This is a genomic window from Cytobacillus oceanisediminis 2691 (assembly GCF_000294775.2).
Lineage (GTDB): Bacteria > Bacillota > Bacilli > Bacillales > Cytobacillaceae > Cytobacillus > Cytobacillus pseudoceanisediminis.
The window spans coordinates 1,462,343-1,478,854 of the sequence record NZ_CP015506.1 but is presented as its reverse complement, the minus strand read 5'-3'; the positions used below and the strand labels follow the sequence as shown (position 1 = coordinate 1,478,854).

At 40.6% G+C, this 16,512-nt stretch carries 14 protein-coding genes and 1 other annotated feature; of the genes, 2 read left to right on the top strand and 12 right to left on the bottom strand.

Going from position 1 to position 16,512, the window contains the following annotated elements; translation table 11 throughout:
• Positions 1–7 precede the first annotated feature (7 nt).
• The 3 genes from A361_RS07545 to A361_RS07535 all read right to left on the bottom strand — a co-directional run bounded on the left by A361_RS07545 (position 8) and on the right by A361_RS07535 (position 3,602).
• Positions 8–925 carry an ABC transporter permease gene (locus A361_RS07545; RefSeq protein WP_026041682.1) on the bottom strand — a complete coding sequence of 306 codons (918 nt, stop codon included), beginning with the start codon at positions 923–925 and terminating at the stop codon, positions 8–10.
• Positions 925–1,860 carry an ABC transporter permease gene (locus A361_RS07540; RefSeq protein WP_009331211.1) on the bottom strand — a complete coding sequence of 312 codons (936 nt, stop codon included), beginning with the start codon at positions 1,858–1,860 and terminating at the stop codon, positions 925–927. The genes A361_RS07545 and A361_RS07540 overlap by 1 nt, the downstream gene beginning before the upstream one ends.
• A 95-nt stretch (positions 1,861–1,955) precedes the next feature.
• On the bottom strand, positions 1,956–3,602 hold the full coding sequence (locus tag A361_RS07535; protein WP_019381486.1) for a peptide ABC transporter substrate-binding protein: 1,647 nt from the start codon (positions 3,600–3,602) through the stop codon (positions 1,956–1,958).
• A gap of 612 nt (positions 3,603–4,214) precedes the next feature.
• Positions 4,215–4,434 (top strand) — a binding site (T-box leader).
• A gap of 110 nt (positions 4,435–4,544) precedes the next feature.
• Between A361_RS07535 and trpS the strand changes: the two genes are divergently transcribed.
• A complete protein-coding gene (gene trpS / locus A361_RS07530) occupies positions 4,545–5,534 on the top strand; it encodes a tryptophan--tRNA ligase (RefSeq protein WP_009331213.1) in 990 nt (329 codons plus the stop codon).
• Positions 5,535–5,566: 32 nt separating this feature from the next.
• On the opposite strand, the gene A361_RS07525 is transcribed toward trpS, so the two are convergent.
• From A361_RS07525 to A361_RS07485, 9 genes are all read right to left on the bottom strand, one after another.
• Positions 5,567–6,313, bottom strand: a complete 747-nt coding sequence (locus A361_RS07525) for a YjbA family protein (RefSeq protein ID WP_009331216.1) — start codon at positions 6,311–6,313, stop codon at positions 5,567–5,569.
• 506 nt (positions 6,314–6,819) lie between these two features.
• Positions 6,820–7,740 (bottom strand): oligopeptide ABC transporter permease, encoded by a 921-nt coding sequence (opp4C, locus tag A361_RS07520; RefSeq protein ID WP_009331218.1) that lies wholly within the window; start codon positions 7,738–7,740, stop codon positions 6,820–6,822.
• Positions 7,741–7,752: 12 nt separating this feature from the next.
• Positions 7,753–8,718, bottom strand: a complete 966-nt coding sequence (gene opp4B, locus A361_RS07515; RefSeq protein ID WP_019381485.1) for an oligopeptide ABC transporter permease — start codon at positions 8,716–8,718, stop codon at positions 7,753–7,755.
• 99 nt (positions 8,719–8,817) lie between these two features.
• Positions 8,818–10,548 (bottom strand): oligopeptide ABC transporter substrate-binding protein, encoded by a 1,731-nt coding sequence (opp4A, locus tag A361_RS07510; RefSeq protein ID WP_019381484.1) that lies wholly within the window; start codon positions 10,546–10,548, stop codon positions 8,818–8,820.
• Between the two features lie 35 nt (positions 10,549–10,583).
• Positions 10,584–11,603 carry an ABC transporter ATP-binding protein gene (locus tag A361_RS07505; RefSeq protein WP_009331221.1) on the bottom strand — a complete coding sequence of 340 codons (1,020 nt, stop codon included), beginning with the start codon at positions 11,601–11,603 and terminating at the stop codon, positions 10,584–10,586.
• Positions 11,600–12,625, bottom strand: a complete 1,026-nt coding sequence (locus A361_RS07500; protein ID WP_009331222.1) for an ABC transporter ATP-binding protein — start codon at positions 12,623–12,625, stop codon at positions 11,600–11,602. The genes A361_RS07505 and A361_RS07500 overlap by 4 nt, the downstream gene beginning before the upstream one ends.
• Before the next feature lie 157 nt (positions 12,626–12,782).
• A complete protein-coding gene (locus tag A361_RS07495) occupies positions 12,783–13,451 on the bottom strand; it encodes a DUF2268 domain-containing protein (RefSeq protein ID WP_051005554.1) in 669 nt (222 codons plus the stop codon).
• Positions 13,452–13,693: 242 nt separating this feature from the next.
• Positions 13,694–14,932 (bottom strand): beta-ketoacyl-ACP synthase II, encoded by a 1,239-nt coding sequence (fabF, locus tag A361_RS07490; RefSeq protein WP_009331224.1) that lies wholly within the window; start codon positions 14,930–14,932, stop codon positions 13,694–13,696.
• A gap of 48 nt (positions 14,933–14,980) precedes the next feature.
• Positions 14,981–15,913, bottom strand: coding sequence for a beta-ketoacyl-ACP synthase III (locus A361_RS07485; RefSeq protein ID WP_009331225.1), 933 nt, complete (start codon positions 15,911–15,913; stop codon positions 14,981–14,983).
• A 215-nt stretch (positions 15,914–16,128) separates the two neighbouring features.
• Between A361_RS07485 and A361_RS07480 the strand changes: the two genes are divergently transcribed.
• Positions 16,129–16,512, top strand: coding sequence for a hypothetical protein (locus A361_RS07480; RefSeq protein WP_009331226.1), 384 nt, complete (start codon positions 16,129–16,131; stop codon positions 16,510–16,512).

Sequence of the window (16,512 nt, the reverse complement as noted above, 5' to 3'; positions counted from 1 at the left end):
CACTCCTTTATTTACGCATTCTTGGATCTAGTGCATCACGCAGGCCATCGCCAACTACGTTAAAAGCAAAAATCGTTAAACAGATAAACGTAGCAGGGAAGAATAAGCGCCATGGGTAGTAACGCATAGCCGGCAATCCATCATTGGCCATTGTTCCCCAGCTCGCTATAGGCGGTGTTAAACCAAGTCCAATAAAGCTTAAGAATGCTTCAGTAAAAATAGCAGAAGGGATCGTTAGCGTCATTGTGACTAGTATAGGTCCCATTGAATTTGGAATTAAGTGTTTGCCCATAATTCTGCTTGTATTTGCACCAAGCGTTTTGGCTGCCAGTACATATTCCTGATTTTTAAGAGATAACACCTGACCGCGTACAATACGGGACATATTGATCCATCCTGTAATAGACATTGCAATGATCATAGTAGACAATCCCTGTCCAAGCACAACCATTAACAAGATTACTAATAATAAGTAAGGTACACCATATAAAATATCGGCAAAACGCATCATACCCTCGTCTGTGCGTCCGCCCTTATAACCGGCAATACCGCCCCAAAGCACACCAATGATTAAATCAATTACAGCTGCAGCAACTCCAATGAAGATGGAAATTCGTGCACCTTCCCATGTACGGGCAAATACATCACGGCCAAGATCATCTGTACCAAACCAATGTTCAGAAGAAGGCGGCTGGTTCTTGTTGCTCAGATCATTTGATGCATAATCATATGGAGTCATATATGGTCCAAAGATTGCCATGAAGATTAGCAGTCCTAATAATACTAATCCAAACAGGGCAAGCTTGTTTTTTCGAAATCGAATAAATACATCTTTCCAGAAAGAAAGACTGGGTTTTGAAATTTTTTCAGCTTCACCAAGCTGTGTTCCGACTAACTTGAACTTATCTTTCGAAATCTGCATAATTACTCTCCTTTCTTCCCGCCAGCAAGTTTGATGCGTGGGTCGATGATTCCGTATGCAATGTCAACAAGGAGAATAGATACAAGCAACAGAATACTGTAGAAAACTGTTACACCCATAATTACCGTATAGTCACGATTGTTGATACTTGTTACAAAGTGTGCACCAAGTCCAGGAATACCGAAGATTCTTTCAATAACGAAACTTCCAGTTAAAATACCTGCGGTTAATGGTCCCATATAAGTTACAACAGGTAATAGTGCATTACGGATCGTATGTTTTACTGTAATTACTCCCCTGCTTAAACCTTTGGATTTAGCAGTCTTAATATAATCATTCGCCAGAACTTCAAGCATGCTGGAACGAGTTAACCGGGCTATAAATGCCATCGGTGTGGAAGCCAGTGCAACGGCTGGAAGAACGCTGTGCATAAATGATTCCCATCGTGCTACAGGGAAAATACCCATTTTTATTGCCAGGAAATATTGCAGGAATGATGCCATGATAAAGGAAGGTACAGAGATACCTAATACAGCTACAATCATCGCTGTGTAATCCGGCCACCTATTGTGTTTTAATGCCGCAATGATTCCTAATAGAACTCCTACTGCAACGGCGATAAAAATGGCTTCCATTCCGAGAAGAAATGAAACAGGGAAACCTTCATTAATCAGGTCGTTTACAGTTTGGCTTTTATATTTAAATGATGGTCCAAAATCCCAGTTGACAATTCGAACGAGATACTCCCAATACTGTGCATACCATGGCTTGTCCAGCCCAAAGTGGGCATTCAGGTTTGCTTCAATTTCGGGAGGAAGTTTTTTCTCAGATGCAAAAGGGTTTCCGGGTGCAATGCGCATGAAGAAAAACGTTGCTGTAACAATCATCCAAAGAGACAGAAGCATGTACACCAAGCGTTTTCCAATATATTTCGCCATTGTCAAACACCTCCAATTTATTACAATGCCTTAATCAGAAACGAAGGTATATGGGATTGAGCATCCCATATACCTTTCGTAAAGTTTAGCTATGTTTATTCGAAGTATGCCCACTTATATTGGACATCACCTAGACCGGATACTGCAACATCTTTAAGGTTCTCAGCCTGTACCCAGTTGTTAGTATAGAAATAGATTGGAGCTACTGGCATATCTTCCATGAAGATTGCTTCAGCATCCTTCAATAACTGCTGGCGAGCTTCAGGGTCAGTTTCTGTTGCAGATTTAGCAAGCAGATCCTGGAACTCTTTGCTTTCCCATCCAGTATTGTTGTTACCGCCATCAGCGTCACGGTACATTTCTAAGAAGTTGATTGCATCGTTAAAGTCACCCAACCAGCCCATACGCGCTACCTGGTAATCCATTTGGTTTACATTATCAAGGAATACATTCCACTCAGCGTTATCAAGTGTTACTTCTACGCCAAGGTTCTGCTTCCACATATCCTGGATTGCCTGAGCAATCTTTTGGTGTGCCTCTGAAGTATTGTAAGAAAGAGTTACTGCTGGTAGTTCAGAAGCATCTTTCAATCCAAGCTCTTCAAGACCTTTTTGTAAATATTCTTTAGCTTTTTCTACATCGTTATCAGGGAAATAACCCTTTTCGTTTTCTTCAAACATTGAAGGTGGAACAATTGCCATTGCAGGAAGCTGTTCACCCTGAAGGATGTTATCAATAAGCTCCTGACGGTTGAGAGCATGTGCAAAAGCCTTACGGATATTGACATTATTAAATGGTTCTACAGTTGTATTAAACTTGTAATTGTAAATACCTGCGATAGGCTGAGTAACTAAGCGGCCTTCGTCTTTAAGAGCCTGCATAGCGTCAGTTGGAAGGGCACCTGTTGGAGCTCCAGCCCAATCTAGTTCGCCGTTGTCAAACATTGATAATTCAGTATTAGGATCATTGATCATGATCATTTCAATGCTGTCCAGCTTAACTGTTTCAGCATCCCAGTATGTTTCGCTCTTTTCAAGAACGATCTTGTCACTGTGAGCCCATTCAACTAAATGGAAAGGACCGTTAGTAGTGAAATTTTCACCAGCGTCAGTTGCCCAATCTGGGTTAGCTTCAGCAATCTTGCTGTTGACTGGCAGATAAGTATAGAAAGCTGTTAATTCTTCAAAATATGGCGTTGGATTTACTAATTTAACTTCTAGTGTTTTCTCATCAATAGCTTTAACACCAACTGCATCCTTTTCACCTTTGCCTGTGTTGAATGCTTCAGCGCCTTCAAGGTAGTAAAGCTGGTATGCATAAGTTGAGTTGTTGGCAGGATCTAATGCCCATTTCCAAGCATATTCAAAGTCTTGAGCGATTACAGGATCGCCATTTGACCATTTCGCATCGCGAATTGTGAATGTATAAGTTTTTCCGTCTTCAGAAACTTTAATGTCATCTGCCATTGCTTTTTCAGGCTTACCATCTTGATTGATGCGAGTAAGACCTTCTAATACGTTACGAAGTACAGTTCCAGAAGTTGAATCTTCTGCAAGTCCTGGATTTAATGATGGTGGTTCAGTGTTGATGTTTACTCTTAACTCCTGCGGTACATCAGACTTTCCGCCGTCGTCTCCGCCTTTTTCGCCGCCGTCAGCATTGTCTCCGCCGCCGTTACATGCAGCAAGGAACATGCTTAGCACAAGCAGCATGCTAAAAAAGATCGATAATCTTTTGTTCACGGTATAACCCCCTATTAAATTTCCTCAAACAATATCCTTACGCTTGCCTTTCACAAAAAACACAACTGTGCGCCCCAGATATATTGCTCAAATAGTCTGTTAATTCAATTTAAAAAATTTGCAGACTATTTAGAAGGCAACAAAAAAAGCAAGTTTATATTCTCTTAAAGATAGATTATCCTTATATTCTGATAATTCAGATTAAAAGGAGTAATCTATAAGATGTAAGCTATAAACTTACTCATTATGCACCATACTCTCGCTATCTGGAGTGATATAGTTTTGTTGTAAATGTAACAAAATCGTAAAGATTATGTTTGTTACGTTTATTATAAATAGTTTAAAAACTTATTGCAAGTGGCTTTTTGTACATGCAATCCAATCGAGTATGACATTTTTCGTCAAAAAGTCTTATAAATTAAGAATTTTTGAGATTTAAAAAAATTTTTCTTTTTAAGATTTTTTACTATTTTAATAGGAATCATCACCCATATATTGTCAAGTGCAGCCTTGAAATAGAGGCTATCGCTGACTTCATTTTTCCCTTTATTAACTTGATTTTTGTATCCGGATAGTTTAATTTATTATATAATACAAATATAAATTAATATCTAGTCGGCAATGAAAAAAGAGTAGTACATTTACTGAGGGTTTAACAGAGAGTCTGTGGAAGGTGCAAACAGGCAGCCCGGTAAATCGAATGGACTTTTGAGCTTCTGAATTTTTCAGGCGCTTCCCTGCGTTATCGGGGACCTATGCATTATTCTGCATAGGGCAGAGTGACTCAGTATTTGAGTAATTAGGGTGGCAACGCGGACCATTCGTCCCTATTTTATAGGGATGAATGGTTCTTTTTTATGCTTTTTTATGCTTATAGCACAAAAATTCCCCTTCACCGCCTGTCAATTCATGATCTTTTAAGCCGATTAAAGGAGGAAAAACATGAAAACTATATTTTCCGGCATCCAGCCCAGCGGTACAATTACCCTTGGGAATTACATCGGTGCCATGAAACAATTTGTTGAACTGCAGAATGACTACAATTGCTATTTTTGCATTGTTGACCAGCACGCAATAACAGTACCCCAGGACAGACTGGAATTAAGAAAAAACATCCGAAGCCTTGCTGCACTATATTTGGCTGTTGGGATTGATCCTGAGAAATCCACCCTATTCATTCAGTCGGAAGTTCCGGCCCATGCTCAGGCAGGATGGATGATGCAATGTGTTTCTTACATCGGTGAACTCGAACGCATGACCCAATTCAAAGACAAATCAGAAGGTAAAGATGCCGTATCTGCAGGACTGCTGACCTATCCCCCTTTGATGGCTGCCGATATCCTTCTATACAATACTGACTTGGTTCCGGTTGGAGAGGATCAAAAGCAGCACCTGGAATTAACTCGCGATCTTGCAGAAAGATTCAATAAGAAGTACAACGATATCTTCACCATTCCTGATGTAAGAATCGCCAAAGCAGGCGCTAGGGTTATGTCTCTTCAGGATCCATTAAAGAAAATGAGCAAGTCTGATCCCAATAAAAAGTCATTTATATCATTATTAGATGATCCAAAACAAATTGAAAAGAAAATAAAAAGTGCTGTAACAGATTCTGAAGGCATTGTTAAGTATGATAAGGAAAACAAACCTGGAGTATCCAATCTCCTTTCCATTTACTCAATTCTTACAGGGAAAACTGTTGCGGAAATCGAAAAAGAATACGAAGGCAAAGGATATGGAGATTTTAAAGCCGGCCTGTCAGATGTTGTTGTTGGAGCAATTAAGCCAATTCAGGATAAATATTATGCGCTAATGGAATCGGAAGAACTTGATCTTGTACTTGATCAGGGAGCTGAAAAAGCGAATAAGGCTGCATACAAAATGATTAAAAAAATGGAAAGTGCCATGGGACTCGGCCGTAAGAGAAAATAAAAAACAGCCTTTTGGCTGTTTTTTTATTTTTTCTAATTCACTTTTGGACCATGCTCCATTTCCCACATCTTCTCAAAAAACGGCTGTCCTTTAATTAAATTTTCACAAAACTTCTCGTGTTTACCTGACCAGCCGTATTTACTTTCATCGTAAAGTTCATACCATGCCTCTTCAAAGTTCATTGACTGTATTTTCGAATAGCGTTCCGGGCTCCACTCCGTATACCAATATCGGATCTCAGCATCATTTTTGGAAGAGTGAAGCTGATCCAGCGCCATAAACAGCAGCTGTTTAAGCTGTCTTTCTTTTCTCGTCAGGCCTGCCATCAAATCCGGAGATGGAGAAAGGATATGAAATTCCTTTAATGCTGTTTGATCATTAAACGAATAGGCTGCCGTTTCCTGATTTTCAAGCATTTCATATGCCAGCTGCTCCTGCCGCGGGATAAGTCTGCTTTTTCTGATAGGGATATTGTAGCCGATCGTATCGACTGCCAATATGCCTGTCCCGTCTGAAACAACAAAACAATACTCCAATTGAATGCGTTCATGATTTTTCCTTAAGTAAGCTTTTTGATAAATATCGTCTAGCAGTTGTTGTGGCAGCTCAGAAAGATCATTTTCAATATAATTAAAAAGAACCGGGTCAATCTTTAACAGCGGAACCTGATCAAGCAGTTCTACGCCATCATCTTTTCTCCATTCATGAAAATGGCATACATTGTATCCATTCTCCTCTCCTTCAAACCAATTCACCCAAACATCATGAAGATACAACATTTTTCAACCCCCACTTCAACAAACTATTTGTCACTCAGTATGGGCAGTAGGCCGTAAATTTATTCCTATATTGCACTCGCAATCCATTTTTTGTAATAAATTTTGTAATGACATTGCTGAATAAATACCTTCCCTTTATTCATTCACACTTGAATAAGGAAAATATATGCTTAAAGTTATAATAATAATACCGATCGGAAGCAAATAACATTCTGGACGCGAGATAATAAAATAGAGATATTCTTTGAAGGTATGTCCAGTTGTAAGCAAATTTAAATACCCTATTACACTGACTCCTCCTGAAACAGAAATCCCAAAACCAGTTAAAAGCCAAAATGCCCTAAATAACATTTTCTTTACTATATGCGTGAGTCCCAAAAGGTCTTAATGCTGCCATAAACTCACTCCCAGTCTTTTTTTACATGTATATGAAGGAAGCTGTTCGGATATGTACAAGCTATTAGCCTGAAAAAAACAAAAAAACGCCTGAAATAGGCGTTTCTTAACTATCTGTTGGATTTAGGATTGAAGGCATCTTTTAAGCCTTCTCCAATGAAGTTGATCGATAGGATTGTAAATGTTAAAACCGCAGCTGGCGGAATCCATATCCACCACTTACTGGTTAAAACATCCGGACTTCTTGCTTCCTGAAGCATATTCCCCCACGTAGGAATGTTGATCGGAACACCGAATCCCAAGAAGCTTAGGCCTGTTTCAGCTACAATCATCGCTGCCAGTGTAATGGTTGCCTGAACGATAATGGTTGACATTACATTCGGCAGCAAGTGTTTAAAAATGGTCTTTGGTGCAGAGCATCCGATGGAAACCGCACTCATAATATATTCATTTTCCTTCTCAGCCATGACCTTGCTTCGCACAAGACGGGCAGTTCCTGTCCAGCTGAGTACACTTATTACGAATATAAGGGTTCCTGTACTTGATTCGATAAAAATTGATTTTAATACGATAACAAATAGCAGGAATGGGAAGTTCATCATAAAGTCTGTAAATCTCATTAGGGCATTATCGACCCAGCCGCCAAAATACCCCGCAGTAGCACCAACAAGAGTACCAATAGTAATAACAGCTAGCGTGATAGAGAATGCAAGCAAGAGTGAAGTCTTGCCGCCGTGCAGAGTTCTGGCAAAGACGTCTCTGCCTGACTTGTCAGTGCCAAAGTAGTGTTCAGCAGATGGTTCTTTACTCATTTGTGTTAAATTGATCTTAGCTGTCTCCTCAACTGGCATAGTTAGCGGCTCAGCCAATATGGACATTGCACAGACCAGCAGCAGGAAGACCAGACTGACCATTGCTACTTTATTGCGCAAAAACTTGCGGCGGGCGAGAGCCCATGGTGATTGACTCTTCGGAGGTTTAACAGGTTCTGCTAAACCTGGCGAAGTTTGCTGTGATATTGATGGTTCCATACTCCCACCTACCTAACTTAAACGAATACGCGGATCTACTAGACCATATAGTAAATCTGCAACTAAATTTCCAATCAGGGTCAAAATAGTCAGCATCATGGCAATGGCCATCATGACAGAATAATCACGTGCATTAACTGATTCTACGAATAAATAACCGATGCCAGGGTATGTGAAAATGGTTTCTGTGATAATTGCCCCTCCAAAAAGATTGGCAATATCGAATCCAAGTAATGTAACAATAGGTATGATTGAGTTTCTTAGAATGTGCTTATTATAAATCGCAGATTCTTTCGTACCTTTAGCTCTTGCTGTACGAACATAATCCTTGCGAGAGCTTTCGATCATATCATTTCTCAAGAACTGTGTGTAAGCGGCTGTAGCCATGGCTCCCAGGACAATAGCCGGCAATACTGTATGTTTTGCTTTACTTAAATAATATTCCAGTGTTCCCGCTTCTACCCCGCTGCCGATACTTCCACTGGCTGGAACCCATCCAAGATTGATGGCAAAAATATAAATGGCAACCAAAGCTGCAACAAAGCTGGGAATTGCAAGTGCTAGATAGTTAAAGGCTGATATTAAATAATCTCCCATGCTATAGGCAAATCGCCCAGAGTATCTTCCCATTAAAAAGGCTAATAAATAAGTAATTAAAAGAGCTGATATTCCTAAAATGATCGTGTTCGGCAAACGGTCACCAATTAATTCCATAACCGGGCGCTTATGAACAAATGAATCTCCAAAATCTCCTTGGACCACACCACTCATCCAGCGGACATACTGCACAGGAATAGGATCATTCAATCCCATCTGCTCACGCATTTCTTCAATATACTCCGGATCTGAGTTTAATGGGTCAATTTTTCCAGATAGGGCATCACCAGGCATAAGCTTTGCGAGGGTGAAAACCACTACTGAGATAAGGAAAATTATTGGAATCATACCTATGAGTCGTCGAATTGTGTACTGTAGCATTTCCATTCCCCTTACCAAACAAAAATTTATTCGCTGGTTAAACTTGTATTCCTTGGGAGAACAAAATCCCCCCAAGGAATACAGGTTCCTTTTACCCTATTACTCTACAATGTGCCACTTGTGGAACTCATCAGTTCCAAATGGAGTTACTTTCACTCCGCCAACACGCTTGTTGATCGCCCATGGATCTACACGCTGCTCGAAGAAAATGATCGGCAATTCTTCGTTAACAAGCTTTTGCCATTCGTTGTAGACTTCCTGACGGTGTTCAGTTACATCTTTACTAGCATCTTCAGGGAAAGATACCCCTTTCTTGATTAGCTCATCAGACTTTTCACTGTACCATCTCCACATGTTCCACTTGTCAGTAGATAACCAGATTCCAGCTGGATCTGGATCATTAGCAAGTCCCCAAGCACCCATGAATGTTTCAACAGATGGGTCATCTGCTTCAATAGTGTCATAGAATAGGTTGAAATCTTTTAATGAACCGCCGTTTAGCTTAGCATTTAAGCCAACTTCCTGCCAGGATTGAAGGATGAATTGAGCACGGGCTTCTGAAGTTTCAGCGCCTGCCATTGCATCAAAATTAATTGTAAATGGCTTGCCTTCTGGATCTTCACGGAAGCCGTCGCCGTCTTTATCTACATAGCCTGCTTCGTCAAGTAATTTCTTTGCTTTCTCTGGATCATACTCATACTGATTGAGTTCTGAATCATCAATTTTTGCCCAAGATACTGATGGGAAAGGAGTGTTTAATGGTTTTCCTAATCCGTTTGCAAAGCCATCGATAAATGCCTGACGGTCAATTGCGTGTGCCATAGCATGGCGAAGGGATTTGTTCTGGAATTTCTTGTTATCAGAAACTACTACACCTTTTTTAGTGTCATAATGACCCCAGTCAAAAGCGATATAGCTGTAAGACATGGCATCTGCTTCTACTGGATTTACATTGTCAAGAGCTTTAATAGCTTCCCACTGATCTTTTGGAGCTTCAATAACATCGATTTCTCCGTTTTGCACTAAACCTTGCGCAAGAGAACCATCAATAATTTTGTAAACTACACCATCCAATTTAGCTGGTCCTTGCCAGTAATCATCAAAACGCTCAAATTCAACCATTTCACCAGGTACGATGTTTTTCACCTTAAAAGGCCCTACACCGATTGGAGTTTTACGGATTTGATCTGAGTCCGGAAGCTCTTTAGAAGAAATATCCCCGTAATGGTGCTTTGGCTCAGGATAAACCCAAATATTTTCCAATAAGTTAACAGAAGGCTCAGTTACTGTCACTTCAATTGTATAATCATCAACTACCTTGATCCCTTCAATTGACTCAGCTTTTCCGTCTTTATATTCTTGAGCACCTTTGATCATTGCTACGTTAGCAAAACGTGCACCTTCATAAGTTGGATCAGCAATTAAATACCATGCAAATTCCATATCTTCTGCTGTTAATTCTTCACCATCATGCCATTTAACTCCTTGCTTAAGCTTGAAAGTTAATTTAGTATTGTCTTCAGATAACTCATAATCTGCCAGATTCGGTTCAGATATAAGCTCATCATTTACTTTGAGCAAGCCTTCATGCATAAACTGAAGGGCATTGACATCATCTTCACCCTCGTAATAAGCATAAGATAAAACACCTTTAAATGGCTGAGTGTAACCGAATGTTACTGTTCCACCCTCTTGAGCTTCTCCTGATGCTTTCCCATCATCTTTTGGTTCCTTTTCAGTGCTGGCTTTCTCTCCGCCGCCAGAACATGCTGCCAGGAATACAGACATGACCAGCAGAAGTGATAGCAGCCAAAATGCTGATTTCTTCATTAGTTTCCCCCCGAAAAATATTTTTTGACAAAGCCTTATTTATATAAGTGACAAGCGACTCTATGCCCAGGCTTCACCTCCTTTAAGTGCGGTTTTACACTTTGGCACTCCGGCATTGCATGCGCGCAGCGCGGATGGAAGGTACATCCTTTTGGAGGATCAATCGGGCTTGGCACATCCCCCTCTAAAATAATTCTTTCCTTTTTCTTGCGCGGATCCGGTTCCGGGATCGCAGAGATTAGAGCTTGAGTATAAGGATGCAAAGGCTCTGCATAGAGGCTGTCCTTTTCAGCGACTTCTACAAGGCCACCAAGATACATAACCCCAATCCGGTCACTCATATGTTTAACTACACTCAAATCGTGGGCTATAAATAAGAAAGTAAGATCAAATTCATCCTGAAGCTCTTTCAGCAGATTCAATACCTGAGATTGGACCGATACATCCAGGGCGGAAACAGGCTCATCCGCAATAATGAGCTTTGGTCTTAAAGCCAGTGCCCTTGCGATTCCGATACGCTGTCTTTGCCCGCCGGAAAACTCATGCGGGTATTTATAGTAAGCATCTTCAGGCAGCCCCACTTTCGCAAGAAGATCCATTACTTCCGGCTTAAGTTCTTTTTCGGATTTGCTGTTATAGTTCCTGATGGGCTCTGACACAAGATGCCCAACCATCATCGTGGGATTTAATGATGCATAAGGATCCTGGAAAACCATCTGGAAGTCCTGGCGGATTTTCCTTAGACTGGTTCCTCTTACATTTGTGATATCCTGTCCGTCAAATATGATTTGTCCGTCTGTTGGTTCTAGAAGTCTGAGGATCGTTCTGCCTGCGGTTGATTTTCCGCAGCCTGATTCCCCCACCAGCCCCAGCGTCTCCCCTTTCTTAATTTCAAAGGAAATATCGTCGACAGCCTTAACGACCGCCACAGTCTTTCTAAGGATTCCGCCTTTTATTGGATAGTAAGTCTTTAAGTTCTTAACCTCTAAAAGCACTTCATTGCTGCTTTTATCCTTTTTTAAAACAGCTGTGTTATTATGCTCTGTACTCATCATGCGTTCACCTCTTGTTTCGGCTGGCTTGTCTCGTAAAGCAGACAGGCAACCTCATGTCCTGCTTCATTTTCTGCCAATCGAGGTGTAACAGTCAGGCATTCAGGCATTGCCTTAGGGCAGCGCGCCGCAAATTTGCACCCTGTTTTAGGCATATTTTTTAATGAAGGCACAATTCCTTTTATTGTGCTTAGCTTTTCCACTTCTTCATCCATTTTCGGAATAGCTCCCATCAGGAGCTGAGTATAAGGATGTTTTGGATTGTGAAATAAGGAATCTACATCAGTCCGTTCTGCTATCTTTCCTGCATACATAACAATGACCTCATCACACATCTCGGCCACAACACCCAGGTCATGAGTAATCAGAATGACGGACATATCGTTGACTTCCTGGATTTCTTTTAAAAGCTCAAGAATTTGGGCTTGTACAGTAACATCCAGAGCAGTTGTCGGCTCATCGGCGATCAATAGCTTCGGCTGGCAGGCAATGGCGATGGCGATCATGACCCTTTGCCTCATACCTCCTGAAAGCTGATGCGGATATTCATCTACAATTTTTTCAGGCCTTGATATTCCCACACTTTTTAGAAGTGCGATACTCTTAAGCCGCGCTTCTTTTTTGGAGATTTTCATATGATTGAATAATACTTCCTGCAGCTGGAACCCAATAGAAAAAACAGGATTTAAAGAAGTCATAGGCTCCTGGAAAATCATTGCGATGTCTTTTCCCCTGATTTTATTAATCTCTGAATCTGTCATCTTCTCCAAATGAATACCGTCAAAGATGATTTCTCCATTTCGGATTTGGCCAATTCCTTTAGGCAGGAGCTTCATGACAGAGAGGCTCATTACAGATTTACCGCAGCCCGACTCTCCTACGATTCCAACTATTTGTCTAGGCTTAACTCTAAAAGAAACATTATCAACTGCATTATAGTATGTACCATCTATGGAAAAAGCCGTTTCTAAATTCTTCACCTCTAGTAATGGTGCGTCTTTATGTTGACGGGGATTTGCGCTCATAGGACACCTCTTACCTTTTCGAATTATTCTGTTAATTCATTCTATTTGTCTAAAATATTATTACAAAGTTATTACAATTGCAAGATTTTTTTAAAATTTGTTAAGATTCATTTTCCTCCACTAAAAAAAAAGCCCACATTTTAGGGCTTTAAAGCGATTACGACTCCAGTTTATATAAAGTTTGATCCACAAAATATTCGGATGGCGCACTAAAAGATAGTTTTGTAGAAAAACTTTTTTTCTCTCTAAATCCCCTTACAATTTCGTAGCCAGCAGCATAACCAAGTAATGGAGGGTAGGGTCTTTCACCATACAGTATCTTCTGATGAAGCCTCTCATTCTTTTTTAATTTCAGATGAATTTTAATCAATTTATCCCAGAAATTCCTGATTTCATCTTTTGAGTATCTGCTGCACCAGGACCCTCTGAATTTCTTGCCACAGTGAATTTCTACCGCATGTTCGGCAAGCCCTTCCAATATGATGGAATCTAGCAGCGTAAATTCTTCAAGCGTTTTTTTCTGTGAGTTAATTCTGCAAGCATGGTGATATTCATGCACAAATAAAGCCTCTATTTCGTCCTCTCCTATATCAGAAGGAAGAAACAGAAAGATCATATTCGCAAATGAAACTCCCGATTTTCCGGAATGCCGCGAAAAAGGGCCTCCTCCTGCCGACGGGAATATATAAACATCAATTTTAGGACCGCCCCACTTCTTCCTATACTTTAAGTATATTTTTTCTGCTAGATTCCATGTTTCTTTTTCTTTTAATTCCTTAAAATCATTCCTGCTGAACCGGTCAGGTTTATACATGCCGAAATCCATTAAGTATTCGTATATTTTTTGGGGGTTATGATCATTAAAGGGTCCTATAAGTTTTTCACATATTTTAAGCGGTTCATTAAAACTTTCTTCGAGCCATAAATCTGTTTTGACTATCCCATTTTCCCACCTCCATTTATTCGATAGTTAATAAATTTTATGTATGCGGCAGCATTTTGTTCTTCAAAATAAAAAGCCGATTCAAAGGAGGTTCATCTTCCATTGAATCGGCTCTGGTTTAGTTTTTATTCATATCTTTTAAAGACGATGGTTGCATTGTGGCCGCCAAAGCCAAGGGAATTGCTCATTGCAGCTGTTATTTCTTTTTCCCTTGCCTTATTTGGAACATAATCCAGATCACATTCAGGATCCGGGTTTTCAAGATTAATGGTCGGCGGCAGGATCCCTTCCTTCATAGCCAGAACTGTGAAAATGGCTTCAATTCCGCCTGCAGCTCCCAGAAGATGTCCCGTCATGGATTTAGTCGAGCTTACTGCCAATTTATAAGCATGCTCCCCGAACACCTCTTTTATTGCCAATGTTTCAAATTTATCATTATAATCTGTACTTGTACCATGGGCATTAATATAATCAATATCTTCCGGCTTTAAGCCGCCGTCTTCAATCGCCATTTTCATGGCTCTTGCTCCGCCTTCTCCGCCTGGAGCAGGTGCAGTGATATGATAAGCATCCCCGGTAGCGCCATAGCCGACGATTTCAGCATAAATTTTTGCGCCGCGGGCAAGTGCATGCTCCAATTCTTCAAGTACGACAATCCCTGCACCTTCTCCAATAACAAATCCATCACGATTTTGATCAAATGGACGGCTTGCTGTTTTTGGATCTGGATTGGTTGAAAGCGCAGTGTTGGCACAAAATCCAGCCACAGACATTTTTGTGATTGGCGCTTCTGCTCCCCCGGAGATCATCGCATCGGCATCGCCGCGCTGAATAACCTTAAAGGCATCGCCAATTGAGTTTGTACCAGTGGCACATGCAGTTACAGTACAAGAGTTAAACCCTTTCGCCCCTAAGTAAATGGAGACCTGACCCGTTGCCATATCCGGAATCATCATTGGAACGAAGAAGGGGCTCACCCTTCTGTACCCGCGTTTCATAAATGTCTCATATTGATTTTCAAAAGTTTCCATACCGCCAATGCCTGAACCAATCCAAACACCGATCCGATGCGCATTTTCATCTGTGATCTGAAGGTTCGCATCCTTTACAGCCATAAAGGCTGAAGCAACAGCATAGTGTGTGAAGCGGTCCATTTTTCTGGCATCTTTTTTGTCAATATATTCTTCGGGATTGAAATCCTTTACCTCAGCAGCTACCTTAGCCGGATATTCATCTGCATTTAATCTAGTCAGAGGACCAACACCCGAAACCCCTGATTTAATATTGTTCCATGTCGTCTCTGTATTATTTCCAAGCGGTGTTACAGCTCCGATGCCTGTAACGACAACTCTTCTTTTATTCATTTTGATGCAGCTCCTTTTAAATTATCATCATATTTAAAATGAGGTATCTTATCTTCCCCATCTCATCGCAATGGCTCCCCAAGTTAGCCCTCCGCCGAAGCCGACCATCACGAGCAAATCATCATCTTTAATTTTACCCGCTTCCAGTTCTTCCACCAATGCAATTGGAATAGATGAAGCAGAAGTATTTCCGTATTTATCCACTGTTTTCGACATCTTCTCAACCGGGAGTTCCAATCTTTGGCGGGAAGCTTCCATAATGCGGATATTCGCCTGATGAGGAATTAGGAAATCTACATCTTCTTTGGATAATCCAGCCTTATCAAGTACGTTGATGCAGCTTTCACCCATTTGGCGAACCGCAAATTTGAACACTTCGCGTCCATTCATAATGATATATTCATCCTGATATAGGTGTTTTGCTCCTGTACCATCTGCACCTAATTCAAAGGATAATATTCCTCTGCCATCTGAGACTGGCCCGATTACAGCTGCACCTGCTCCGTCTCCAAATAATACGGCTGTATTACGATCATTCCAGTCTGTAACTTTTGAAAGCTTTTCAACACCTACTACTAATACATGTTTGTATGTCCCTGTTTCAATAAACTGTTTTGCCGTTATGATACCATACATAAAACCTGCACATGCAGCGCTAATATCCATTGCCGCCGCCTTGCTTGCTTTTAATCGTTCCTGAAGCATGCATGCAACAGATGGAAATGGATGATCCGGTGTAACCGTTGCAACTAAAATAAGATCTAAATCCTCTGCTTCAATGCCTGCATTTTCCAAGGCTTTAAGTGCTGACTCATAGGCCATATCAGATGTATCTATGCTATCGTCCGCTATTCTTCTTTCCTCAATTCCAGTCCTGGTCCGAATCCATTCATCAGAAGTATCAACTATTTTCTCCAAATCTGCATTTGTTACCACTTTTTCAGGAAGATATCTTCCGATTCCTATAATACCAGCATTCATGGAGTCCCACTCCCTTTCATATTTACAAACCCATAAGCATTCTCTATTTTAATATTATTATCAATTATTATGACTTGGTACTAATTTTATCAAAAGTATATATAATAACGCAACACTTTTTACCGTCCTTTACTTATTACTGCACAAATGTCTATACCCAGTTAACTTTTCTTCATATGCTGTTGTATAGGCATCTGAAAGGAGGAGAATGACATATGTTTGATAAGGATGATAAAGTCAAAAAAAATACAGAAGACCCTTTAAGCCATTTTCTTTTTGGTGATAGAGTAAGAAGACATGAGTCAGATGAAGTTGAAAAAGAATTCGAAAAAAGTGAAGAAGCTCAGGGAAAAGGTGACTGGCTTTTTGGGGACAGGAGCAGTAATGCACATGAAGCCGATGAATGGCTGCTTGGCGGAAGAAGCAGAAAAAGCGATGAAAAGGAAGATCCCCCTAATGAAAACGGAAAAAATATCCTGAATAACATCAACTTTGAGGAACTAATGGGCAACATTGATACACTCATGACTTCTGCTCATCAGTTAAAGCCATTGCTGAAAAAAGCAGGGCCTTTGCTGGAGATGTTTTTGAAGAAGTAG